20 protein-coding genes and 3 pseudogenes are annotated in these 23,249 nt (G+C 66.3%); 5 read left to right on the top strand and 18 right to left on the bottom strand.

Annotated elements, in window-relative coordinates; all coding sequences use genetic code 11:
- Positions 1 to 139: 139 nt before the first annotated feature.
- The 3 genes and pseudogenes from GEV10_24910 (at position 140) to GEV10_24900 (ending at position 2,320) form a co-directional block, all read left to right on the top strand.
- Positions 140 to 463 (top strand): UTRA domain-containing protein, encoded by a 324-nt coding sequence (locus tag GEV10_24910; protein ID MQA81679.1) that lies wholly within the window; start codon positions 140 to 142, stop codon positions 461 to 463.
- Positions 464 to 1,125: 662 nt separating this feature from the next.
- Positions 1,126 to 1,764: pseudogene (locus tag GEV10_24905) on the top strand (IS21 family transposase).
- A gap of 76 nt (positions 1,765 to 1,840) precedes the next feature.
- Positions 1,841 to 2,320: pseudogene (locus GEV10_24900) on the top strand (integrase).
- 145 nt (positions 2,321 to 2,465) lie between these two features.
- Here GEV10_24900 and GEV10_24895 read toward each other — a convergent pair.
- The 4 genes from GEV10_24895 to GEV10_24880 form a co-directional block, all read right to left on the bottom strand.
- Positions 2,466 to 3,758, bottom strand: coding sequence for an aminotransferase class III-fold pyridoxal phosphate-dependent enzyme (locus GEV10_24895; protein ID MQA81678.1), 1,293 nt, complete (start codon positions 3,756 to 3,758; stop codon positions 2,466 to 2,468).
- A gap of 96 nt (positions 3,759 to 3,854) precedes the next feature.
- Positions 3,855 to 5,261, bottom strand: coding sequence for a pyridoxal-phosphate dependent enzyme (locus GEV10_24890; GenBank protein MQA81677.1), 1,407 nt, complete (start codon positions 5,259 to 5,261; stop codon positions 3,855 to 3,857).
- A gap of 340 nt (positions 5,262 to 5,601) precedes the next feature.
- Entirely contained in the window at positions 5,602 to 6,615 is a 1,014-nt protein-coding gene (locus tag GEV10_24885) for an alpha/beta fold hydrolase (GenBank protein MQA81676.1), read from the bottom strand.
- The gene (locus GEV10_24880) at positions 6,591 to 7,814 is read right to left on the bottom strand and encodes a peptidase dimerization domain-containing protein (protein MQA81675.1); all 1,224 of its coding nucleotides are present in this window, start codon (positions 7,812 to 7,814) and stop codon (positions 6,591 to 6,593) included. Before GEV10_24880 ends, GEV10_24885 begins: the two co-directional genes overlap by 25 nt.
- Positions 7,815 to 8,099: 285 nt before the next feature.
- Here GEV10_24880 and GEV10_24875 point away from each other — a divergent pair, with 285 nt between their 5' ends.
- Positions 8,100 to 8,879, top strand: a complete 780-nt coding sequence (locus GEV10_24875) for an FCD domain-containing protein (protein MQA81674.1) — start codon at positions 8,100 to 8,102, stop codon at positions 8,877 to 8,879.
- Here the strand turns inward: GEV10_24875 and GEV10_24870 are convergent.
- From GEV10_24870 to GEV10_24810, 13 genes are all read right to left on the bottom strand, one after another.
- Entirely contained in the window at positions 8,854 to 10,152 is a 1,299-nt protein-coding gene (locus tag GEV10_24870; protein MQA81673.1) for an MFS transporter, read from the bottom strand. The genes GEV10_24875 and GEV10_24870 overlap by 26 nt on opposite strands.
- Before the next feature lie 26 nt (positions 10,153 to 10,178).
- On the bottom strand, positions 10,179 to 10,601 hold the full coding sequence (locus GEV10_24865; protein ID MQA81672.1) for a hypothetical protein: 423 nt from the start codon (positions 10,599 to 10,601) through the stop codon (positions 10,179 to 10,181).
- The gene (locus GEV10_24860) at positions 10,601 to 11,092 is read right to left on the bottom strand and encodes a hypothetical protein (GenBank protein MQA81671.1); all 492 of its coding nucleotides are present in this window, start codon (positions 11,090 to 11,092) and stop codon (positions 10,601 to 10,603) included. Before GEV10_24860 ends, GEV10_24865 begins: the two co-directional genes overlap by 1 nt.
- Positions 11,093 to 11,158: 66 nt before the next feature.
- A complete protein-coding gene (locus GEV10_24855) occupies positions 11,159 to 12,022 on the bottom strand; it encodes a peptidase S15 (GenBank protein ID MQA81670.1) in 864 nt (287 codons plus the stop codon).
- A 2-nt stretch (positions 12,023 to 12,024) separates the two neighbouring features.
- Positions 12,025 to 13,035: an ABC transporter permease subunit gene (locus GEV10_24850; protein ID MQA81669.1), complete on the bottom strand. Its 1,011-nt coding sequence runs from the start codon at positions 13,033 to 13,035 to the stop codon at positions 12,025 to 12,027.
- On the bottom strand, positions 12,885 to 13,799 hold the full coding sequence (locus tag GEV10_24845; GenBank protein ID MQA81668.1) for an SDR family NAD(P)-dependent oxidoreductase: 915 nt from the start codon (positions 13,797 to 13,799) through the stop codon (positions 12,885 to 12,887). The genes GEV10_24850 and GEV10_24845 overlap by 151 nt, the downstream gene beginning before the upstream one ends.
- Positions 13,672 to 14,697, bottom strand: a complete 1,026-nt coding sequence (locus GEV10_24840; protein ID MQA81667.1) for an LLM class flavin-dependent oxidoreductase — start codon at positions 14,695 to 14,697, stop codon at positions 13,672 to 13,674. Before GEV10_24840 ends, GEV10_24845 begins: the two co-directional genes overlap by 128 nt.
- Positions 14,694 to 16,916, bottom strand: coding sequence for a molybdopterin-dependent oxidoreductase (locus tag GEV10_24835; GenBank protein ID MQA81666.1), 2,223 nt, complete (start codon positions 16,914 to 16,916; stop codon positions 14,694 to 14,696). Before GEV10_24835 ends, GEV10_24840 begins: the two co-directional genes overlap by 4 nt.
- A gap of 112 nt (positions 16,917 to 17,028) precedes the next feature.
- Complete coding sequence (locus tag GEV10_24830) at positions 17,029 to 17,601, bottom strand: 2Fe-2S iron-sulfur cluster binding domain-containing protein (protein MQA81665.1); 573 nt, start codon at positions 17,599 to 17,601, stop codon at positions 17,029 to 17,031.
- On the bottom strand, positions 17,601 to 18,494 hold the full coding sequence (locus GEV10_24825) for a hypothetical protein (protein MQA81664.1): 894 nt from the start codon (positions 18,492 to 18,494) through the stop codon (positions 17,601 to 17,603). The genes GEV10_24830 and GEV10_24825 overlap by 1 nt, the downstream gene beginning before the upstream one ends.
- A 41-nt stretch (positions 18,495 to 18,535) precedes the next feature.
- Entirely contained in the window at positions 18,536 to 19,531 is a 996-nt protein-coding gene (locus GEV10_24820) for a PhnD/SsuA/transferrin family substrate-binding protein (protein ID MQA81663.1), read from the bottom strand.
- A gap of 12 nt (positions 19,532 to 19,543) precedes the next feature.
- A complete protein-coding gene (locus tag GEV10_24815; protein MQA81662.1) occupies positions 19,544 to 20,236 on the bottom strand; it encodes an ATP-binding cassette domain-containing protein in 693 nt (230 codons plus the stop codon).
- 117 nt (positions 20,237 to 20,353) lie between these two features.
- Positions 20,354 to 21,097: a hypothetical protein gene (locus GEV10_24810; protein MQA81661.1), complete on the bottom strand. Its 744-nt coding sequence runs from the start codon at positions 21,095 to 21,097 to the stop codon at positions 20,354 to 20,356.
- A 703-nt stretch (positions 21,098 to 21,800) separates the two neighbouring features.
- On the opposite strand from GEV10_24810, the pseudogene GEV10_24805 reads away from it, so the two are divergent.
- Positions 21,801 to 21,999: pseudogene (locus GEV10_24805) on the top strand (transferase).
- Positions 22,000 to 22,243: 244 nt separating this feature from the next.
- Here the strand turns inward: GEV10_24805 and GEV10_24800 are convergent.
- Positions 22,244 to 23,249, bottom strand: a 1,006-nt coding sequence (locus GEV10_24800; GenBank protein ID MQA81660.1) for a tyrosine-type recombinase/integrase, incomplete at its 5' end; no start/stop codon positions are given.

The raw sequence follows: 23,249 nt of genomic DNA, 5'->3' as shown, positions 1-23,249 counted from the left end.
TCGTCCAGGAAACAGAACTGTTCCAGCTCCGCCTGGCTCGGCACGCCGGTGAACCGGCCGTACGCCGCAGCCTGCTCATCACTCAGAAAGTCCACCGGCATAAACCGACAACGAACAACAGGCACCCCACGTAACCGACATAGCGCTGCGATCGCCGGCCCCGTGCTCGCCTACCGCTTGGCGTGACTCTTCGTTCCGATGGTCCCGACGGGCCAACTCCTCCCTGCTGCAGATCCTGGACGCCGACCCCAGAACCCACCTGGCGTCCGGGCGCCAGCAGATCAGGGCTGACGGCGCAGACGAGGAGACTGCCGAGCGGCTCCAGATCGAACCTGGCGCCCCCGTACTGAGAGTGGACCGGGTCGTCTATACCAAGACTGGCGAGCCCGTCGAGTACCTCCATCAGTTCTATCGCCCAGACCGGTTCAGCTTCCGTGTTCACATGGAGCGCATGTCCTACTGACCCGGGGAACCCAGATCGCGATGTCTGGTGGCGTACAGCAGCGCCGCGCCCGAGGCCGGCGCGGTGAGGACATCTCGAAGCGGCCGCGGCCTTCGCGGCGTTTCGCCTGGTCAGAGTGGGTAGGGCGGGCGGGGCTCGAACCCGCGACCGACGGATTAGAGAACTGCTCTCCCCCACTACCCCGCCCTCTACCTGCGACAACGCCCTCAGAGCCGCCCCCGGCCACCGCCCGAACCCTCACCAGGCACCGGCATTTCGCGTCACGACCGGTGTCATGTCGCGGAGCTACCCTTCGGACTTTGCTGCCGCGCCATCGTCCGGCGAGCGGTGCACAGCGTCACGTCAGACGTGTCCGAGAGGTGCGCCACTTCCTTCTCCGACGAAGTCCTGCGGTGCGTCGGTTCTATCGAGGGAGCGTGCGCGCTGGCCGCTGCCGAACGCTCCGTACGGGTAGCTGCCGACCTGCGGCGCGCTGACATCGTCGAGGGTCGCCTTTGTGTCGGTGTCAACGGCCAAGTTGCGGTCCCCGCTGGTGGCCAGGTAGAAGTCCCCACCCCTGGGGTTGGTCAGCGACGTTTCGTGGCGGTGTCTCCCTTCGCTCGGGCTTCGCGCATGCGGTGGGACTCGCCGTCGGTGACGATGACGTTGGCGTGGTGTAGCAGTCCAGTCGCAGTCTGGAGCAGAAGTACGGGGTCGGCCGTCGGACGGTGTTGAAGGCGTTGTCGTCGGTGTGGCCGGAGCAGCGCAAGAAGCTGCCGCGCCGGCCGTCGAAGCTGGATCCGTATAAGCCGGTGATCGATGAGATTCTGCTGGTCGACCTGGACGCGCCGCGCAAGCAACGACACACGGTGAAGCGGATCTTCGACCGGTTGATCGACGAGCACGGGATGCGGGATGTGTCGTATCAGGTGGTCCGCGCCTATGTCCCACAGCGCCGGCCACAGATCCGGGTCGAGGCCGGCCGCGAGCCGACCAACGCGTTCGTGCCGCAGTCGCATCGCCCCGGGGCGGAGGCGGAGGTCGACTTCGGTGAGGTCGCGGTGCGGCTGCGCGGGGAGCAGGTGACCTGTGTGTTGTTCGCGTTCCGGATGTCGTTTTCCGGCAAGGCGGTCCATCGGATCTTCGCCTCCGGTGGCCAGGAGGCCTTCTTCGAGGGCCACGTCCAGGCACTCGAGGTGTTGGGCGGGGTGCCGACGGGCAAGGTCCGCTACGACAATCTTAAGGCCGCGGTCGCCCAGGTCCTCGGGTTCTCCCGAGCCCGGGTGGAGACCGAACGGTGGACCGCGTTCCGGTCGCATTACCTGTTGACTGAACAACGACACGCGTTTGCGCAGGTTGACGGGCTAGCGCGGGGTTGCTCGGTTATGGTCCCGGCTCATGATCGAAGAGGTGGACCGGCCGCGGGACCTGGCGAGGTTGATGGTGCCGTTGTCGGGGTTGCTTGAGGAGACCGGTGATCCGTGGTTGCCATTCCGACTGGTCGACTCGAGCGGTGCGCCGGTGGAGGCGGTGTCGGTGTTCTTCCGCGACTTGCAGGCCAGCGGGCGTTCGGTGGCGACGCTCCGTTCGTATGGGATGGATCTGCTGCGGTGGTTCCGGTTCTTGTGGGCGATCGAGGTGCCGTGGCACCGGGCGACCCGGGTGGAGGCGCGGGACTTCTGCCGTTGGATGCTGGTGGCGGGAAAGCCGGCTCGGCCGCACTGGCGGAACTCGGGCGGAGCGCCAGGCGGTTCGTCGACGGTGGCGGCGTATGCGCCGTCGGTGCGGGCGCACAGCGAGACGGTGCTGCGTGGCTTCTACGGGTTCCATCTCGACGCGGGAACCGGGCCGCTGGTCAACCCGTTCCCGTTAGACCGCTGTGGCGACTCCTGGGCGTGATCCTCGCGTTCGGCGCACTCGGCCTCGCCGGCGCTCACTGTCCTCTCAGCTGGTCATGTTGGGAAGAGGGCTGTAGCGCGGCCTCCACGGTGCGTTGCGGTCGAGATTCTGGTGGCTGATCCGCTTACCAGCCGGTCAGCTCCCTTACCTCCTCGTCGGAGACCTTGCCGGACAAGGCACTTTTCAGCGAGACCTCGACGGTCTCGAGCGCATGGTTGATCTCGTTGTCGGTGATGACGAGCGGGGGGATGAACCGGAGCACAGAGCCGGCGAGGAAGGTGAGGTAGCAGCCACGGTCGAAACAGCCCTTGATGACCTTCGCCGCGAGGATACGGTTCCGCGTGCGGGTCTCCGGGTCGCTTACCAGGTCAGCTCCCAGCATCAGGCCCAGTCCGCGGATGTCACCGATCTCGGCATACCTGTCCTGCATCTCGGTCAGACCGCGCTGCAGCAAGCCACCCCTGGTCGCGGCCGCCGTGACCAGGTCGTCGTCCGCGAGGATGTCCAGCACAGCGAGTGCCGCGGTCGCGGCGACCGGGCTTATCCCCGTCGAGAACACATGGCCGGGCGCCTGCCAACTGTCCATCAGCTCGCTGCGCGCGACGATTGCGGAAATTGGTATACCGCCACCCAACGCCTTGCCGAGGACCATGATGTCGGGTTCCAGGCCGAAGTGCTCGGCTGCGTACATCCGACCCGTGCGACCGAGCCCGGTCTGCACCTCTTCGGCGACGAGCAGGATGCCGTGCCGGCGTGCCCGCTCGGCGAGCCCGGTCATGAAGTCCTGCGGCGGTACGATCACTCCGGAGTCGCCCTGGACCGGTTCGACGACGATTGCGGCGACGTCTTCCGGTGGCGCCACGACATCGAAGACCGCATCGAGCTCGGCGAGGTAGCTTTCGGCGACGTCGACGCCGCGGTATGGGCTACGGTACGCATCCGGGAACGGGACGTGGACGATACCGGGCACCACCGGACCGAAGCCGCGGCGCATCGCGGCGGACACGGACGACATGCTCAGTGCCCCGTAAGTGTTGCCGTGGTAGGCGCCGGTGAACGCCACGATCAGCTGGCGCCCGGTCGCCGCTCGCGCCAGCTTGATGACGCCGTCGTTCGCGTCGCTGCCGGACAGGCCGAAGGCAACTCGCTTCGGGAACGTGCCCGGCGTGGACGCCGCAAGCCGCTGCGCGAGACGAATGGGTGCCTCATGCAGGACGTATGCGGGGTTGCAGTGCACGAGTCGGCGGACCTGTTCGACAACGGCTTCCACAAATCTCGGATGGCCGTAGCCGACATTGGCTACCCCCGCCATCGAGTGCAGATCGAGGAACCGTCGACCAGTACGGTCCCAGAACGTCGCACCCGCACCACCGTCGACGACCACCGACGGGAACGACAGTCTGGTCGCCGGGGACATGACGTGTGCCGCGACGGCTTCCAGGTTGCCCAGCGCTCCTTCTACGTTAGGTACTACGTTAGGTTCTACGTCAGGCCAGGAAGGCACGTTCGCTCCTCAGCCCGTTGCCGGCGTCATCAGGTCGGCAAGCTCGGCGAAGCTCAGCCGGGTGTCCTCGGCCAGGAACGCAAGCTCCGCTTCTCCCGGCGACCTGCCCAGCATGGTCATCGCATGTCGGATATAGGAGCGGCGGACTGCACCGAGATCGACCTCGGTGCAGGCGAGCTGTGTCGGCGAGAGTGGTAAGGCGATGACCGCACCGGGCTGCTCGGACTCGGGTCCACCGTTGACCACATCGACGCCCATGTCGCGAGCAAACGCCAGCTGTGCCCAGGGCGTCTTGCCCGCGCCGGTGTACTCCGTCTCGGTGACCACGAGGAGCTCGTCACGAGGCAGTTCCCGTGCCAACACGAGTGCCGCCGCCAGGGAGATGTTGCCGGCCGGGCCACGCTCGAGTCCCTCGGCCTGGGCAAGTAGCTCGGTCGCGAAGAACACCGACCCCTGTGACACCGTGACGAATCGATCGAGATAGCGCAGGGAGCGCGCCGCGTTGCGTGGTACATCCGCGCGGTCGGGCCAGGACGTGAACGGGACGGAGAACCCGGTATGACCTGTTGTGAACGACTTCCGGTTGAAGTCGTGATCGGATGCCATGTGCAGGCCGGTGAGATCGACGCTGACACCCACGACCTGTGTGTCCTCGCTGCCCGCGTTCCGCAGCCCGCGCGCCACTCCAGTGCACATGCCGCCACCCGCGTGGGTGCACAGGACCATCGCCGGCCGCCTGCCAGTCAAAGCGACGCTGTCCTCGACGATCTCCTCACCTAGGGTCTCGATGCCCTGGACGCTGAACGGCGTGTATAGCGAGGCGTTGAACCAGCCTGTCTCCTCCAGGATCTTCAACAACATGAAGAACAGCTCGGGGCCGACGGTCGTCTGGATGACCTCGGCGCCCAACGCCTCGCACTTGCGTGCCTTCTCCAGGATCTCCGGCTGACCCCGACCGTCACCGTCGTAGGCCTCCTGGATGACAATGGCACCCAAGCCGAATGCGGCTGCCTGGCTGGCGACCGCCGCGCCGTAGTTCCCGCTCGTAGCGGCGACGAGGCCTGCGTAGCCCATTTTCTTCGCGTGGTGCGCCGAGATGGACGCGCGCCGGTCCTTGAAGCTGCCGGACGGGTTGGCTGCCTCGTCCTTCACCAGGATCCGTGCGCCGTGACCCGGTGGGGATAGCTCGCGGACTAGCCGGGTGACGTTGCGCAACTCGAGCATCGGCGTACCGCCCACTCCGCGCGCACGTTGCAGGGAACGCACTTCCGTCGCGTCGTAACCGGTCGAGGCCATCAGCCCGGCGTAGTCGACGATCACCGGTCCGTCGGTGTAGCGGCTGTAGTCGATTCCGGTCGCAGCGCGAAGGATGTCCGCCTTGCGCGCCATTACCGCGTCATACGCTCCAGCACTCATGGCTGATCCGCCGGTGCTGGGCTCGGTGGCTGCCCGGCTCCGCGGACGAGGCTGCGGATGTGCTCGCGCATGCTGACCCACTCCGGTAGCGGGTGCCCGAAAGTGTGCTGGTACCCGGGTTCCAGCTCACGCACCCTGCCCGTGATCCGACGGTCAGCCGCGGTCCGTACCTCGGCCTGATCGCCCACCACTGGGCCGGCCGCCATACCCCTGATCCGCGCCAGGTATGGCTCGGCTCGAGTGTCAGGCGGGCAGGTATCGGCCCGCTCCGCCGGTCGGAGGACCAGAAACTCCACCTCGGTCCAGACCTCGGCGCGGTCACCGGAGTATTCCATCGACCTCACCCGATCAGCTCGTCCGCAGACGCCACCGGTGCCACCGCCCGTTGGCGCGGTACGTCGACCACGTCAGCCGGTACGGACCTACCCGCGGCAACGGTACGTACTCCTGTCTGCAGGTGGTGGTCGTACCAGTCGACGAAGTGGGCCATGAGCACGTCGTAGTTCACCGAGTAGGCGTCATAGTGACTGACCCCACGTTGGACGAGCAGGCGCTTCGGTGAGGCGGCGGCGGCGAACAGCTCTCGGGCGTGGTGTTCAGGCGTCACGACGTCGTCTTCGACGCATGTCAACAGCAGGGCGCACTTCCCGAGGCGACCGACGATGTCGACCGGGCGAAAGTCGGCCAGGTAGTCCACCGTGGCCAGGTAGAACTCGTGGCCCCGTACGGGCATGCCCTTCGCCTTGCGCTCTGGCGTCGCGACCATGATCTGCTCTGTCGGGTCGACCAGGGCACCCGGCTCGCCCAGGACCCGGGAGCGCCGGTCACGTTCCAGTTCCGCGACGTAGGCGACCCATTCGTGCTCCCGGCGCTGCTCCTTGAGCCACTGCACGCCGTCAGCCACGACCGTCATCGCGCAGATCGCCTTCACCCTACGATCACGGGCCGCGGCGTACATGGCGTTGCCGCCACCGGTGCCACCGAAGCCGAAGAGGCCGAGCCGCTCGATGTCCAGGTCACCTCTGGTACTGGCATATGTGATGGCGTTACGGATGTCCACCTGCTGGTCGAGTGGGCGTATCCAGCCAGGCTCACCCTCGCTCTTGCCGAACCCACGCAGGTCGAAGTACAGAACCGCATAGCCGGCGCTGACCAGCCCCTCATGGAACGACACGCTGAGCGGGTCACCCACTGTCTCCAGCCAGCCCGGACCGTGTATGACCGTCGGCCACGGTCCGGACCCGCTGATCGGGCGCTTCAACAGCCCCCGCAGGCGGCAGCCCTCGCTGACGAACTCGATCTCCTCGATGTGCAAGGCGAAGTCTCCGCCTACTGTGCGTTCTTGATGGCCCAGTAAGCGAAGACCCTGGACAGATCGCTCAGGTCGTTCACCTGCATCAGGTCGTCGTCGCCGTGCGCAAACCGCATGTCGATACCGCCGAACATGAGTGTCGGAATGCCCACGTGGTTCAGGTAGCCGGCGTCGATGGTGTAGTCGACGTAACCGCGGTCGGGCGTGGTCCGAAGTGCGGCGTGGTACGCCTCCTCCACCGTGGTAACCACGGGGGCATCCGGGGCGTGCTTGGTCGGCAGCTGCAGCGCCCCGCGCTCGTACGTCACCTTGAACGGGAAGTCCGCTAACACCTCACGGATCTCGGCTATGGCCTCGTCTACGTCCTGGCCCGGTGGGAGACGCCGGTCGAGCATGATGCGCATCAGATTCTGCAGCGTGTGCCCGCCGCTTCCGACACCTTCGTGGTAACCCGGAGAGAACGGGTAGCTTCCGATCCCGATGATGGACAGCCGCCCCTTGCCCATGTCCGGGTCCTCCACGCCCTTCGGCGTGAACGGCATGATCGACATCAGCCGGTTGAGTGCTTCCAGCCCGCCTTCGATCGCGTTCTCCCCCACTGAAAGCTCGCCGCCGCTGTGCACGGACCTGCCCCAGACGTTCAGTCGAAGGTCGAGGCGTCCCATGTTGCCGAGGACGATCTTCTTACTTCCCGGAATGATGCACAGGTCGGCCCGGATGTCGTCGTTATGGATGAGGTGCAGGACTGGGTCCATGCTCGACGTGTGGCCACCGCTCGAGACCACGTAGGTGATCGTCCCGTTGATCTGCACGCCGCTCTCGTGGATTATGCGCGCGGTCTCCAGTTGGGCGACGTTCGTCGGGTGGTACTCGGAGCCGCCGCGGCCGCGGATGATCCGCCCGTCGATTCCAAACCGGGAACCGTCCATCAGGCGCCCTTCCCAGGGACGCTGCATGGTGCCCTCAGTCCACGCCATGGCGTAGCTCAGGAAGAGCAGGTGTGGGCCATCCCCGTTGCCCTGGGATGCGATCAGGCTGCCGTAGTCATCGATCCACGTGGCACACCCAGCAGCCTCGTACGCTGGTCGGTAGAGATTCCGGATCGCCGACAAGATCGACGGCTCGCGATCGTACAGCTCAGTCTGCGGGCAAGGCGTCCGGGCGATCTCGACGGCCTGCTCGATCACCCTCTCCTCATCGAAGTGCTTGCCGATCGTGGCGAGGATCTCTTCCTTCTCCATGCGGTGCTCCTCATGTTGGCGTTCGCGCGCAGACGAGTGGCTCGAGAGCCCTATCGAAGGCGGTTCGGGCTACCGGGAGAGCCCGGACAAGAGTGACGCTGCCGACGGAACGGGGATACGCGAATCCCGAGATCGGGCAGCCTCATGCGCTAGAGTATCTGTTGTAAGCCGTTTACTGTCAACACAAGCGGGAGACAGGTCGGGATCGCGCCGGTTCGCCAACGGCGGTTAGGCTGCCCGCTTGTGTGACACGAGACCGGTTGACGAGCAGGATTACCGCGGCGAATGGACCGTCCATCCACTGATCATCGAGGTGCCACCATGCCGAACCTGGAACGGAGGACTCTTGCAGAGCAGGTCTACCTCGATCTACGGACAGCGATCATTCAGGACGAGTTCCCTCCCGAGGCGGAACTGCAGGAGGTAGCGCTCGCGGAGCGGTACGGCGTCAGCAGGGGGCCCGTGCGTGAAGCCCTCCGCCGGCTGAGCTCGGACGGCCTCGTAGTCCTGACCCCGCGTCGCGGTGCCCACTTGCGGCCGATAGTGCCCCATGACTTCCTCAGCGCTTACCAGGTGCGCGAGGTGCTCGAGGTGTTGGCCGTGCAGCTGGCCGTACCCCGGCTGACCCCGGCGGACTGTGCCGAGCTGAAGGTGCGGTACGACAAGCTCGAGGCCAGCGCCCGCGCGGGCGACATGACCGCCTTCTTCACGGCCAACGGCGCGTTCCACTACTTCTTCGTCGAGCATTCGGGCAACAGTCCGCTGCAGATCGCCTACCAGCCCGTGATCGACCTCGTCCACCGGTATGAACTGCGGACGCTCACGTTGAAGGGGCGGCTGGAAAATGTCCTCGCCTACCACCGGACCATCTACGAAGCGGCGCGGGACGGCGACGTCGAAACAGCGGCGGAGTACACGCGCGACCACATCAGGCTCCGAGTCGGCCACCTCGGTGGCGAGGGCGGCGACCAGCCGTGGAGCGTCTTGGTGGGTATCAACGCCGACGATGGCGACCCGGGCGACACGCAAGCGAACCAGCTCAATGAAGCGGCGCCGAAGAAGTAGCTCCGCCGGGAAGAACGAGCGGGCCCTCCCCGCCGTCCACGTACCGCTCGCGCGACGCCATGATGCCTGACCACACCAGGCCGACGAGCGAGACAAGCAGGAATACGATCGGCGCGGTCCACGAGCCGGATGCCGAGCGCATCCAACCCAGCACCAGCGGGCCGACAAACGCTATCCCGTAGCCGACGGACTGTGCCATCGCGGAAAGTTGCGCAACCGAGTCGACCGACCGGGCCCTCATCGTGTTGAAGAGCAGCGCAAGTGAGACCGCCGCACCCTGCGACAGGCCGAGTATGCAGCTCCACAGAGTCGGGTACAGCATGGGAACGAGGAGCAGCCCGAGCAGCCCGCACAGATTCAGTGCGCCCACCCCCAAGACCACGACGTACGAACGACCGCACCACGAGACGACCCCTGCCATCAGGAGCGAGGCGGGAACGCCCAGCAGGGTGTATAGGGAGAGCTGGAACCCGGCGTGGACGACGCCGAGACCGTGGTCCACGTAGATGGTGGGCAGCCATGAGGCGAGCGACTGGTACTGCAGCGACTGCATCGCCATCACCAACGTCACCTGCCAAGCGAGAGCGCTCCCGAGCAGCCGGGTGCCGCGTAGCCTCGGCACGTCTGTGGGATCGGTCGGAGCACGCGTCCTGCTGCCCGCCCAGACCGCCGCCGCGCACGCGCTGAGCAGCGCCCACACGCCGATGCCGAGACGCCAGCTGCCGCCGAGCAGGTGCGTGATCGGCACCGTCAGACCCGCGGACAACGACGCCCCCAACCCGATCGCGGCTGCGTAGGCTGCCGTCATCACGCCTATATGCGTGGGGAACGTAGCCCTGATGACCGCGGGCATCAGCACGTTGCCGAACGCAACGGCCACCGCCAGCACCAGCGTTCCGACCCACAACCAGACCGAACTGATCCCGACCCGCATGCCGGCACCAACCGACATCGCGACCAGACACAGCAACAACGCCCAACGCAGGCTCAGCGTGCGCGCAAGTACCGCACCAGCAGGCGCCGCCAGTGCGAAGCAGAGGACTGGTAGAGCGACCAGAACTCCTGCCGTCGTCGCCGTGAGCACCCCGTCCCGGTCGATGAGGACGAGCACCGCAGGAACACCCGAGATGGCCGGCCGCATGGCGAGGGCCACCAGAAGGAACGCAACCAACCAGCGCAGCTTCAGCTGTGCCGGCCACGCAGCTCTCACCAACCGCCACACAACTTCCCGCCCCACACTGTTCGGTCGCGTGCAGATGCTTCTCACGCGCATTCCGGTCGTCGTCGCAGGCGGGCCGGTCAGATTGCGGCAACGGCTTCGATCTCGAGGAGAATCTGCGGCTCCGCCAGTCGGTCGCACACGACCAATGTGTTGGGTGGGGCGTTCCCGTCGGGGTATATCAGCCGGTGCCGCTCATTGCGCATCTCTCGGAAGGTGCCCGGATCGGCCTGCTTGGCAAGGAAGGTACGGAACGCGAGGACGTCGGTGAACGTTGCGCCACTGGCCGCGAGCACCTGTTCCATGTTGTCGTAGACCCTGTCGAACTGCTGCCGCAAGTCACCTACGTCGTCGAACCCGCCGCGCTCGTTCAACGCGGTCTGACCGGCAATGAAGACCAGTCGCGACACGGCCGAGAGATCGACGCTGAGCGCGTGGCTCCACGCGCCGGGCTCCTTGCCCACACCGCGTGGATGCACCACGCGATATGCCCCGTCACGCATCAAGTCCTCCCATCCGTGCGCGTCGCCGTTCCCGGGCTCGCACCGTCCAGCTCGGCGGCTGCCCGTGCGCAGAACTCCGCCACGATCATGTTCGCCTTCTTGCGTATGCTCGACGATCCCAACGAGGCCGCCTTTCCGGTGATTTCGTACTCGCCGATGATGGCCAGCAAAGTCATGTGCTCCATCTCGGACAGTTTGAGGGTGCCAGCGACCGCGATGCGCGAACCCACTTGTCGGTCCTCGCCGTCCGCTCGAATGGTGATCGTCCGCGGCTCGACCACGTCGGTGACCCGCACGTCCAGATCCGCGCGCAACCGGAAGGGGCCGAGCCTGTCTTCCAGCGTCGCCGTGTAGCTCGACAGCCTTTCGAGCTCGCGCGCCGAGTGCAGTACCGATATCCATGACACGAGGCGCTCGACATCGGTCACCGTCGCCCACACCCTCTCCACTGGGGCGACAAGCTCGAGGCGTCTCTCCAGCGAATGATGCATACCTGATCACTCCTCTGCCATTGCCTGGACCTTGCCGATGTTCCCGCTATGGCGGCACGGGTGGCGTCATCCCAGGTACCTGCCGTACCAGTCGAGGAAGCTCCGCATGAGCCGGTCGTAGTTCACGGTGTAGGCCTCGTACGTGCTGACACCGCTCTGCCGGACGAGGCACTTCGGCGGGCCGGCCGCCTCGTACATCGTCAACGCATGCCCGATCGGGGTCACCGGGTCGTCTTCGATACAGGCGATGAGCAGAGCCTTCGGGCTGACGCGCGCGACCGCGTCGATCGGTCGGAACGCCATGAGCGACTCGGCCGACGAGAGCGCGAACTGTCTGCCGTATGTGGGCATGCCTGCAGCTCGGCGCGCGGGCGTCCCCACCATGAGATCCTCGGTGGGGTCGACCAACTCGTCCTCGCCACCGCAGGCGGCCCGTACCCGGTTGGTTGCCACGCGCTCCTTGAACTCGAGCCACTCATACTCGCGACGCATCCGCCGGAACCACTCCACCCCCGTGGCGACGACGTTCTGCAGGACGATGCACCTGACCTCTGGGCACTCCGCCGCCGCATAGACGGCGTTACCCGCACCCGTTCCACCGAGACCGAAGATCCCGACCCTGCCCGGATCCAGGTCGGATCGTGTCGTGACGTAACGGACAGCGTTGACCAGGTCGGTGACCTGATCGTACGGCTCGATCCGCGATCGCTCCCCTTCGCTGTCTCCCCAACCGCGGTTGTCGAACTGCAACACCGCATAGCCGCCCGCCACCAGACCGCGGTGGAACGGTTCACTCACGTCCGAGCAGCATGCCTCCATCCAGCCGCAGCCCTGGACGACTACCGGGTGGGCGCCGTCGCCGTCGGGCACGTGCAGCCGCCCACTTAGCGCCAGGCCCTCGCTGTGGAACCGCACCGTCTCCGTGCGCATCGTCAGGAGTCCTTGAGCTGCACGCGCCACGGCGCGAAGAGCATCTCCAACCGCCTGGTCGCCTCGGTCAGGGCAACTCCGAGCAGCGCCAGCACCATGACCACAACCAGCAGTTTGTCGGTTGCGAACGAGTTGCCGTAGGTGATGATGCGCCCGCCGAGCCCACCGATCGCCGTGAACATCTCGGCGACAACCATGCCCACCACAGCTCGGCCGACGGACAGCCTGATACCGGTCATGATGTACGGCAGGGCACCGGGAACAATGATCTTGGTGAAGATCTGACGTTCGTTGGCACCCTCGACCAGACCGACCTCGACCAGGCTCCCCTGGACGTTCGCGGTGCCGCCATGGGTGTTGATGATGATCGGGAAAACCGCCGACAAGAAGACGATAATTGCCTTCGCCTCCAGGCCCAGTCCGAACCACAGGATCAGCAGCGGGATCAGCGCCACCGTCGGCGTGGAGTACAGCGCCGTGATCTGAGCGTTCAGCGCAGCATCGGCGAGGCGGTACCGGCCGGTGACCAGGCCGATCAGGATGCCGAGGACGATGGCGCCGACCAACCCGATGAACAGCGACTGGCAGCTGGTGATGATCGCATCCACCAAGACGCCGGACGAGATCATCCCGGGGATGGCCCGGACAATGGCCGTCGGATAGGAGAAGAAGATCGGGTCGACGCCCCGCCCGTACCACTCCCAGATGGCGAACGTCACGACCAGGGACGCGATCGTCACGATCCACGAGTGAGAGCGAAGGACGCGGTGCGCGCGGCGCAGCACGCTGGGTCGCTCGGGCGTGGTTACCAGGCCCGAGGTGTCATCGCTGGCCTTCGCGCCGACGAGCCTCTTGAGCGCAGTCATGGTCGCCTCCCGTCTGCGAAGTGCTGCCACGTTCGAGCGTCTATCGTCTTGCCGGAGACACCGGCCGCCGCCGGGGTAGCCAGCCACACCGCCGGCGGGCCCATGATCGCCGGATCGGCGACCACGCTGCCTGCGGGTACCGGCCATGCCTCGCTGAAGATCCCCGTCCGGATCGGCCCGCCGGGATGCAGCAGGTTCGCACGGACACCAGTGTGTTCGAGCTCCTTGGCGACGACGCGGGTCAACTGGTCCATCGCCGCCTTCGCCGGCCCGTACGGTGCCGTCCCCGGGACGGACCGGTAGGCCAGCCTGGAGGTGATATTGAGGATGCTGCCTGTCCCGGCGCGGACCATCTCCGGGATCAGCGCCTGCATCAGTAGCAGCGGCCCGCGGACGTCGGTGTCGAACATCCGGTCCCAGAACTCCGGCGTCACGTCCAGTACCGACCGCACCGGTCGAGGTCCAGCGCCCTGTCCGATGCCGGCATTGTTTATCAAGATGTCTGGATAGCGATCGTCGGCGGATCTCAGCGCGGAGCGGAGGACTTCGACGGAGTGCACGGCGGACACATCAAGCGCCACTGTGGTTACCCGCCGTTTCGCGAAGACCGGCCGTCGTGCCATGGCGCGCAGCTTCGTCAGGTCGCGACCCAGCAGGATGAGGTTCGCACCCGCGTTAGCGTACGCTTCGGCCAGCGCCTGGCCGATCCCTCCGGCCGCTCCGGTCACCAGGGCGAGGTGGCCGGTCAGCACTCCTGGCCGCGCGTCCCGCACCGGTTCGCGGTTAGCTTCTACCGTCGCCACAGTGCAGCTCCGGAAGGACCTCCTCGCCGAGGACCGCCAGGCAATCCTCCCATTCGCCGAAGCGCTGGCGCAGGTCGAAGACCATGTGCTCCGCTCCGGCGGCCTGATGCCTGCGCACCTCCTCCACGATCACATCCGGCGGACCGGACATGAGGGCGCCGTCGAAGTCGCCGGTGGTCGCGAACCCGCCGCTCGGTGGGGTCAGGAAGCCGAAGTGCCGCATCTCCTCCGAGAGTGCGTCGATGTCGGCATACTTGGCACCCAGCTCCACCGTCTTGGCCGGGCTGACGAGCGGGATCGTACCCGTGCGCGGGAGTGCCTTACGCGCCTTATCGGCCAAGTGCCGCATCCGCTCGACGAGCACCTTGTAGTCGCGGCGCGGTGTTCGACCCGGGATCCAGCCGTCGCAGTACTCGACGGCCCGCCGTACCGCAGCCTTGCTCGTGCCGCCATACCACAGCGGGAGGTTGGCGCCGGCAGGCAGCGGTTGGATCGCCACATCCCTGAACTCGTAGTACTTGCCGCTGTGGTCGACCGTCTCGCCCGCCCAGAGCCGGCGCATGATGCCGACCTGCTCCTCCAGAACCTCACGCCGGTCCCACCCGGCCATGCCGATCGCGTCGAACTCCGCCGGCGCCCCGCCGATGCCCCAAGCCGCGAGAACGCGCCCGGGGCCCGCGATGAACTCGAGCGAGCCGAGCAGCAGCGCCGCGTGGATCGGGTGGCGGTGCGGTATCAACGTGCCGAACCCGAGCACGATTCGCTTGGTTGTCGCAGCGATTGCGCTCATGACGACGAACGGGTCGATGTGCGTGCGGTTCTGGTCCTCGTGCGCGTGCGGGTGGAACACCACGTGGTCACGAACCCATACGCTGTCGAAACCATACCGCTCGATCGACTGCGCGCCGTCGAGGAGCGCGTCCCTGTTGGCGTGGGAGCCGAAGTGCGGTAGGAGGACTCCGTAGGAGTAGTCGGTCATCGTGTTCCCATCATCAGATGTCGTCATGTCGAGACGTAGTCGTCCAGACCCTGCATTGAGCGCCACACTCGTTCCGGCGTGAGAGGTAACCTCCGAATCCGCTCCTTCCCGATCGCGGCGGAGACGGCCGACGCCAATGCAGGGGCCGTGGCCGAGATCGCGCCCTCGCCCGCGCCCTTGGCGCCGTACGGGCCGACACCGTCACCGTTCTCGATGAGGCTCGAGGACATGCGTTCCGGTACGTCCTTGAATCGTGGGATGCGGTAAAGCAGCGGGCTGCCGTTCGCGAGCTCCTCACCGTCGTAGGTCAGCTCCTCGAACAACGCGGGTCCCAAGCCCTGTACGGCGGCGCCTAGATCCTGGCCCTCCACCATGGCGGGGTTGATCGCCTTCCCCACGTCGGCGACGGCGCTGAGGTCGCTCACCCGCACAGCGCCGGTGTCCCTATCCACGACCACTCGGACCGCCACGATGCTGCTCTCCCAGAACACCGGCAGCTGCTCGAGGTCGCCCGCGCGACGGACGTGGCCCCCGCCTACGGCTTCACAGTCACCGATCTCGAAGTACCGGTGCAGCAGCTGACCCCACGTGTGGAACTCGCCAGCAATCACGACGCCACCGAGGTCGCATACCTCCTCCACCTGGCTGCCATCGGCGACGGCCGTCGCCATCGCCATCAGCCGAGTGCGGACGTCCTTGCACGCCTCGATGAGGGCGCGTCCCTGCAATGTCGTGCTGCGGCTCGCACCGGTCGACCGGTCGAAAGGCGCCAACGCCGTGTCCGCGCGCTGCACCCGGACCCGGTCGTACGGCACACCCAGCTCCTCCGCGGCAATCTGCGCGAGCACCGTCTCGCTGCCCTGCCCCATCTCGGAGGTCCCGGTCGCGACGGTCACCGAGTCGTCGGCATGCACGGTGACCCTGGAGGTGCTGGTCGGCTGCGCACCCGCGCCGAGCAGCATGAGGCCGAGCCCCACTCCTGTGCAGCCGTCGTCGTACTCGCGGGAAGGCGCGTCGCGGAGCCTGCTCTGGAACTCCTCATGTGCGAACTTGATGTTGCTCGGCACGTCGCCGTCCAGTGAGCGCAGCGACGGGATCACCTCGGTACCGCGATGAGCGGCATTGATCATCCGGAACATCACCCGGTCCATGCCGACGAGGTCGGCCAGCTCGTCCATCTGCGACTCCGACGCAAACGCGACCTGGGTGCTGCTGAACCCGCGAAACGAACTGGCCGGGGCGGTGTTGGTGTACACCAACGCGGAATTGACCCGCACGTTCGGGATGACGTACGGGGCGATGACATGCCGGGTGGACAGCTCCGCGCCGTGTGGGCTGTTCTCCGCGTAGGCGCCGCCGTTGGTGACGATCGTCGCCTCGCGCGCCACGAGCCGGCCCTCACTGCTGGCGCCGGTGCGCAGGCGCACCCTCGCCGAAGCCACCCTCGTGGTGAGGATGGCTTCGTCTACGGTGAGGGCGAGCTTCACCGGCCGCCGTGCCCGCCACGCCAGCACTGACGTGAGCGGCTCGATCTTGGTGTAGGACTTCGAACCAAACCCGCCGCCGATGTAGGGAACGACGAGCCGCACGGCGCTGAGCGGGAGATCGAACAGGTTCGCCAAGTCGCGCCGGACCGCGAACGGGTGCTGGGCACAGCTGTACACGGTCAGGCCGTCGGTCGAGTAGTCCGCGATCGCGACGTAGGGCTCCATCGCGAAGGCATAGACCATGGGGAACTCGTAGGTCTGCTCGACCACGTGAGTGGCGAGGCGGAACCCCTCCTCGACGTCTCCCCACGCCAGCTCCTTGCTGTGGCAGATGTTTGAACTCGCCGCGAACGGCCCGGCGCTCCTGTCGGTGATCCCGGAGAAGGTGCCCGACGGGTAGTCCCGCTCGTGGATCGGCGCCGCGTCCGGTTTCATCGCATCACCCGTGTCGGTGGCGTACGGCAGCGCCTCGTAGGTCACCTGGACGTGTTCCCTGGCCAGCTGTGCCGTCCGCTCGTCCATGGCCACCACCGCGGCCACCGGTTCACCGACGTAGCGCACCTTCTCCAGCGCCAGCACCGGATGGTCCCGGAAGGCATGGCCGTAGCGCTGCTCGGGCAGCCCCGACAGGTCGGCTCCAGTGACGACCGCGACGACTCCAGGAATGCGTGATGCCGCACTCGTGTCGACGTCAACGAGTCGAGCATGCGCACGCGTACTCCGCACCACTGCCGCATAGCACATTCCGGGTACGGTCATATCGCCAGTGAATCTAGCCCGGCCGGTGACCTTCGCCACCGCGTCTGTTCGGCGTGCGGATGTTCCTACGACTCGCACAGGCGGCTTCCCTTCGGGCCGTACGTCGACCGGGTCACGAAGTCTCCTCGCGCGACCACGCAGCGGGTGCCTTCGCTCCGTTGCCCGACGGCCTGTCCAGCCCGGAAGTGATCGCGCGGAGAATCGGTTCGTAACCCGTGCAGCGGCAGTAGTTTCCGTTCATGAACTCGCGCAGCCGCTCTTTGCGCGTGTGCAGGTCTGCCTCCCCGGACTCCTCTGCGACGAAGGCAACCGCACTCATCACCATGCCTGGAATGCAGTAACCACACTGCACCGCGAAGTTGTCGACGAACGCCTGCTGGACCGGATGTAGTCCGGCCTCGGTTGCGAGCCCCTCAACGGTTGTGACGCGGTGGCCGTCGACGTCGGCGGCGAGGGTGCAGCATGAACTCACTGGCGCACCGTCCACTAGCACGGTGCAGGCGCCGCACACCTGCACCTCGCAGGACGCCTTGACCCCGAACAGGTCAAGGAAATCGCGCAGCACTTCAAGCAGCGTTTGGCTGTACTCCACGTCCTCTAGCTCGACCCGCTCACCGTTGAGGGTGAACGTCAATGTCGTCCGACGCCCGTCGCTCGAACCCCTCGACTGGTCGGAACAGCCCATCAGGCCTCCCCCGTCACCGAGGTCGCTGTACCGCTGCGGGCGGCTACGGCCGTCACAGTCCGCCGTAACAGGACCTCCGCCAGGTGCGCCTTGTAAAGCGCCGAGTACCCATCGCCGTCCACCCACTCGGTCGCCTCGTTGACAGCTGCGGCGGCTGCAGTTACCCGTTCGGGCAGCTCCGCGACCGAACCGCGCAGCAGCTCTTCGGCCGGTCTGACGCGTTGCGGCGGCACATCCGCTCCGCCGATCGAGAGCCTGCTGTCCGCTACCACGCCCGGTTGCGGTTCCCGCAAACCGACCGCCATGCCCATCAGCGGGCGCTCCTCCCACTGGATCTTCCGATAGGCGAAGCGCCAGCCACCCGGGAACGGAGCTAGCCGTACACGCGTCATGAGCTCGCCCAACCGCAGGTCCGCGGCGTAAGGGTTTGCGACCAGCTCCTCCACCGTCAGCGTCCGCGTACCGCCCGCCGAGACGAGGTCGCACTGGCCGTCGAGCGCGACCGCCAGTATCGCCAGGTCGGACCTCGGCTCTCCAAAGCACAGGCTGCCGCCCAAGGTGCCCGCCGTACGCACGCGCGGGTTACCGATGCGACCGGCCACCTCGGTCAACAGCGACAGCGTGCCGGGGAGCTCGGTGAACCGCGACAGTTGCCGGTGAGTCACCGCGGCGCCAATGGTCACCGAACCCGGTTCGACGGTGATGTCCCGGAGCTCTCCGATCGCCTTTACGTCGACCAGGTGTGCGTACCGTGCCATGCCCAGCTTCATGGCGATCAGGAGCTCCGTACCGCCCGCATAGCAGGTGGCATCTTCACCCAGTTCGGTCAGCCTGTCGCACGCGTCCATGGCGCTCGTCGCCTTGTGCATGGTGAACGGGCGCAGTCGCAGCATCAGCTACCTCCGTCTCTCGGGTACTGCGTCCTGGATGGGCGTCAGCCTTTCGCTGAGAACTGGGTATCGACGTAATCCGAGTAGGCGATCGGCTTGGGTAGGAGCTTGTTGTCCAACAGCGACTTCGTGGTGAAGTCCCATTGCTTCTGGCTCACGTCGCCTGTGGTGCTCCAGTAGCTGGTCTTCGCCATGTCGTCGATGGCCAGCTTCAGGTCCTCGACCGGGACGTCCGGCAGCACCTGATGGCTCATCTGGACCGCCTTGTCGGGGTTCGCGATCGCCCACTTGTCGGCCTCGACGCTTCCGGCGACGAACGCCTTCAACGCCTTCGGATGATCCTTGATCACCTCATCCGATGTCATCTCGAACGAGTAGATGTAGTCCGGAATCGCCTCAGCGGCCTTGGCGATCACGTGCAGGAACGGGTACTTGCTCATCTGCGACACGTACGGCTGGTTGAGTACGGCGACATCGATCTTCTTCGCGGCGAGTGCGGCCGCACGAGCGCCGCTTCCGCCGATCGGCAGCACCTGCACCTTCTTGGGATCGCCACCGTCGTTCTGCAGCATGATGATCGGCGTCACGGCCGAGACCGCACCCGGTGCCGAGATGCCTAGCTTGTGCCCTTCCACGTCCTTCGGTCGCTTGATGGACTGGATCCCGACGACCTCGAACCCGAGCACGGGTGCGGTGGCGCTGATCACCTTCATCTTGGCTCCGCCCTGCATGGCGCTCATGCCGGCCAGGGCACCGGTCCAGATCACATCCACCTCGCCGGACTGCAGCGCACGGACGGCAGTCTGGTCGTCCGCGAATGGGGAGATGTCGACGTTGAGACCACGCTTCTTGTAGAAGCCGCTCTTGACCGCGTAGTAGAACTGGTTGGCGGTAAGGTCGGGTGGCGTCGTGCCAAGCCCGAGCCTGATCGTGCCGAGGTCGGACGACCCGCTCTCATCGCTCTTCGAACCACCGCAGGCGGCAAGAGAGCAGGCAAGTGCGGCGATAAGGGTGACGATTCCAAGACTCCGAATGCGCATGTATTCCTCCAGTCAGGCTGGCACTCGCTGCCCCAGTGCTTCTCGGCACCTGTGCCGCAGCTCCCCGAACTCGGCGGTGGCCTTGACGTCGTAGTCGAACCGTGGACGCGGCAGGTCCACGGTGATGTCCTCAACGATCTTCCCTGGGTTCGCCTGCATCACGATCACGCGATCGGCCAGGTAGATCGCCTCATCGATGCTGTGCGTCACGAACATGACCGTTCGCTTCGACTCGGTCCAGACCCTCAGAAGTTCCTCCTGCAGGGTCTCGCGGGTCTGCATGTCCACCGCGGCGAACGGCTCGTCCATCAGCAACAGGCTGGGGTCGCGGACGAGCGCGCGAGCCAGACCAACGCGCTGCTGCATCCCGCCGGAGATCTGATGGGGAAAGTGCGACTCGAAGCCTTCCAAGCCGACCCGTTTGATCTTCTCGCGCGCGATCGCGCGGCGTTCACTTTTCGACATGCCACTGATCTCGAGACCGAACTCCACGTTCCGCAGGACGGACCGCCACGGCAGGAGGCCGTAGCTCTGGAAGACAAGAGCGCGGTCAGTCCCCGGCCCGGTGACCACGCGGTCGTCCAGGACGACGGTGCCGGCATCGGCAGTGACGAGACCCGCAGCGATTCGGATCAGCGTTGTCTTGCCGCAGCCGCTCGGTCCGAGCAGGCACACAAACTCCGCCTCGGGGACCTGAAAGTTCATGTTGTCGAGGACGAGCAGCTCCGAGAGTTTCTTTCCTCGTCCCTTGGTGTACGTCTTGCTCAGATGAGCGAACTCGATCACGTCAGTCTCCCAGTGGCGTCGATGCGTATGACATCGCTACACCGCCTCGTACGAGACGTCGTAGTCCGCGGTCCGCAGAGCGTCGCCGAACCAACTGGCGCCCTGCGCGACTATGTCCTCCACGCACTCGCCTGTCGCATCACCCGTCCGCATCACCCTCAGCTGAGAGGACGGGATCCGCGCGGCGTGCTGAGCAGGCCGGAAACGAAGCAGATGATCAAATGCGACGAGGTCGATCGCATCCGCGGCACCGGACCGGCCAATCAAGACGTGGTCCGCATCCGCGGCGCCTACCGTTCGCGCACGAAGCCGGGCCATCGTCTCCGCCACCTGCGAGTCCCACTCCTCGTCGTCGAACTCCGCGCGCTCCTTCATCCAGGACTCGCCGTCCAGCACCGGATCGTGCACGTACACCGCCTTGACCCAAGGATCGTCCGCCGCCGCGACCAGGGCGACGCCGCCCGCTATGGGACCGACCCCCAGTACGCCTACGCGGTTGCTGTCGATGTCGGGTTCGCTGCGTAACCGAGCTACGGCGGCCCGCAAGGCGATGACGAGTTCGTTCGGGCGCAGCCGTGTCTGCTCGCATCGAGGGGAACTCGACCGGTAGCCGAAGGTGGCGAAGCCGGCCGCGGGGAGGCAGGTTGTCGCGGCTGCCACAGCCGTAGGCGTCGCAACTGGCCAGTCCCGGCTGAGGACCACGACCGGCGCCGAACCGCTATGTCCATCCGGTACCACGAGCGTGCCGGTGTACTGGTGCCCCCGCACGTCGAACTGCACAGGCCGAGACGATGTGCCCGCCGCTCGGGTCTCCGACCGCCCACGCTGAGGCGGCCCCATGGCGGCGCTGTCCGGCGTTGCGATCGGCCTCATGCGCATCCTGTCGTGGTCCACGAAGACATCTGCACGGCACGAACCTGACCATCGGTCCAACCGCCACGTGCTTAGGGAGGAACATCCCACGGGCAGTGTAAGCTGTCAACCGTAAACACGGTCTCGCGATGTCGGTCGGCTCTCCGGCGTGGGCCCGAGTCCTGGCAACCGGCACGCATCGGGCACCCCCGAGACTGAGCCGCCCGGGATGTCTGTGGTTAGTGTCCGACCGGTGGGCATGTAGCCGTGCCATGGCGAGTGAACCGCCGCGGCACGGTGAGTTGTGGCGCAACCGCGGCTGGCCGCCCAACCGGCTCCTCGCCGTCGAATACGCCTCGAAGTGCGACGCGCACGACAAGGGGCCGACAGGGACGCAATCAGCGGTATCACGAGGGGAACCTGCGGCTGTGGACGAAGGCGACGTTCTCAGGCCGCAGGGTGGCCCGGGCGAATGTACGCGAGCTGATGCATCGGGCCGGGCATAGCAGCAGCCGGGCGGCGCTGATCTGCGTGCACACGGTCGAGGAACGTAACCGGGGCGATCGCGAAAGGTCGCGCCAGCGTTCAACAGCACCTCCGCGCAGCTCATTCTGCGCCACGGCATCGCGAGCCCGGCGGTGTCGTCGTCGAGGACCGCCTGGGTGAGGACGTCGTGACGGCGCTGGAGCGGCGCGGCCACCGGATCACCCGAGCCGGCGCCTGGAGTCTCGGCCGTCTCTCCGCCGTCGGCCGCGACCCAGACCGGCCCCGGCGTGCTGTGGGGCGCCGCCAACCCGCGCGGCATGCAGGGCTACGCCGTTGGCCGCTGACCACGTCGTCCTCGTGGTACGGATTGTGGTGCGAAACGCTGGTAACTGGTGAGGTCCAGGCGGGAGGCATGTCCCGAGTGGTGTGGAACTTCGGTGACGATCCCACGGTGAACTCTATGGTTCTGGCACAAATTCCGTGATGTTAGGCGAGGAGGACGCGTTTGCGGAGGAGGTCGAATTTGGCGCGGCCGTACATTTGCCTCTTGATCGTCTTAGTAGTTACGTGGAATCCAGTCTGTCAAGTTCATCCTTGGTTGCTGTGGCTGACCGACACGATCGGCAGCAGGGTCGGCGTTGCTCGGCCGCCGATCTCGCGGGGCGTTGCCCCGGTCGGTGTCGGAACGTCGACGAGTCGTTCTAGGAGTTGGTCGAGCGCGGTGTGGCCGTCGTCGACTGCGGCGCGTTCGTCGTCGGTGAGCGGGATGTTGGCGAGCATCCGTTGGAGGTTGTTCTTGGCCTCCAGCAGTTGTCCCTTGGACGACGCCTTCGGGGTGTAGAAGTCACAACGGGCGCAGGCCATCCGGTGTGGGCATTGCTCGAAGAACGTGTAGGTGCAGTAGCCGTGTCCGAGGTCGTAGTACTGCCAGGGCTCGCCGTTGGCAGCGGCACCGGTGGTGATGGCGTCGCGGTCGATGAGCACCTCGATGGTGCGGACGTTGCGGGCGAAGTAGCCGGCGTCGGTGTAGGCCCGGGCGAGCGTGGTGGGGCTGATTTTCGCGTAGTACTGCGTGGATTGCGGCGACCGGTGCCCAAGCCAGGCTTGCAGCTCGAACAGTGTCATCGGTTCCTTGGCGTTGTAGAGCTGGCTGGCGATCGTGGACCGGGCCCGGTGGCTGGTGATGTTCCCTCGCACGTCGGCGGCGGGGACGCCGGCCTTGCGGCAGAGCATCGGGATGATCGTGTTGTTGATGTAGGACGAGGAGACTCGGCGGGCGCGGACGGCGAACAGCGGGTCGACTCGCTCGCCGGTGCGGCGGTCGAGAAGCGGTGGTTGGGATGGGCGGAAGGTCTGCCAGGTGTCGAGGGCCTGGCCGAGGATCGGGTCGACCGGGTTGGTGAACGCGGTGCCGGTCTTGTGCGTGGGCACGTCGAGCAGGCAGACCGCGTCGCGCGCCAGGACCTGATCGGAGTCACCGGTGATCGCGGTTCCCTCGTGGTGCCAACGGATGCAGCCGACCCGCAGGCGGGCGATCTCGTCGCTGCGCAGCCCGGAAAACAGCCAGGTCAGCGTGCCCGCGCGGACCAGCTCG

The sequence above is a fragment of the Streptosporangiales bacterium genome (assembly GCA_009379955.1).
GTDB lineage: Bacteria > Actinomycetota > Actinomycetes > Streptosporangiales > WHST01 > WHST01.
This window is presented reverse-complemented; position numbering and strand designations above follow the sequence as displayed.

Coding starts and splice junctions, on each gene's coding strand:
- GEV10_24895 (MQA81678.1), bottom strand. CDS start 3,758: ATGTCCCCGGCGACCAGACTGTCGTTCCCGTCGGTGGTCGTCGACGGT.
- GEV10_24890 (MQA81677.1), bottom strand. CDS start 5,261: ATGAGTGCTGGAGCGTATGACGCGGTAATGGCGCGCAAGGCGGACATC.
- GEV10_24880 (MQA81675.1), bottom strand. CDS start 7,814: ATGGAGAAGGAAGAGATCCTCGCCACGATCGGCAAGCACTTCGATGAG.
- GEV10_24875 (MQA81674.1), top strand. CDS start 8,100: ATGGACCGTCCATCCACTGATCATCGAGGTGCCACCATGCCGAACCTG.
- GEV10_24870 (MQA81673.1), bottom strand. CDS start 10,152: ATGCGCGTGAGAAGCATCTGCACGCGACCGAACAGTGTGGGGCGGGAA.
- GEV10_24865 (MQA81672.1), bottom strand. CDS start 10,601: ATGCGTGACGGGGCATATCGCGTGGTGCATCCACGCGGTGTGGGCAAG.
- GEV10_24860 (MQA81671.1), bottom strand. CDS start 11,092: ATGCATCATTCGCTGGAGAGACGCCTCGAGCTTGTCGCCCCAGTGGAG.
- GEV10_24855 (MQA81670.1), bottom strand. CDS start 12,022: ATGCGCACGGAGACGGTGCGGTTCCACAGCGAGGGCCTGGCGCTAAGT.
- GEV10_24850 (MQA81669.1), bottom strand. CDS start 13,035: ATGGCCGGTACCCGCAGGCAGCGTGGTCGCCGATCCGGCGATCATGGG.
- GEV10_24840 (MQA81667.1), bottom strand. CDS start 14,697: ATGACGACATCTGATGATGGGAACACGATGACCGACTACTCCTACGGA.
- GEV10_24835 (MQA81666.1), bottom strand. CDS start 16,916: ATGACCGTACCCGGAATGTGCTATGCGGCAGTGGTGCGGAGTACGCGT.
- GEV10_24830 (MQA81665.1), bottom strand. CDS start 17,601: ATGGGCTGTTCCGACCAGTCGAGGGGTTCGAGCGACGGGCGTCGGACG.
- GEV10_24825 (MQA81664.1), bottom strand. CDS start 18,494: ATGCTGCGACTGCGCCCGTTCACCATGCACAAGGCGACGAGCGCCATG.
- GEV10_24820 (MQA81663.1), bottom strand. CDS start 19,531: ATGCGCATTCGGAGTCTTGGAATCGTCACCCTTATCGCCGCACTTGCC.
- GEV10_24815 (MQA81662.1), bottom strand. CDS start 20,236: ATGAACTTTCAGGTCCCCGAGGCGGAGTTTGTGTGCCTGCTCGGACCG.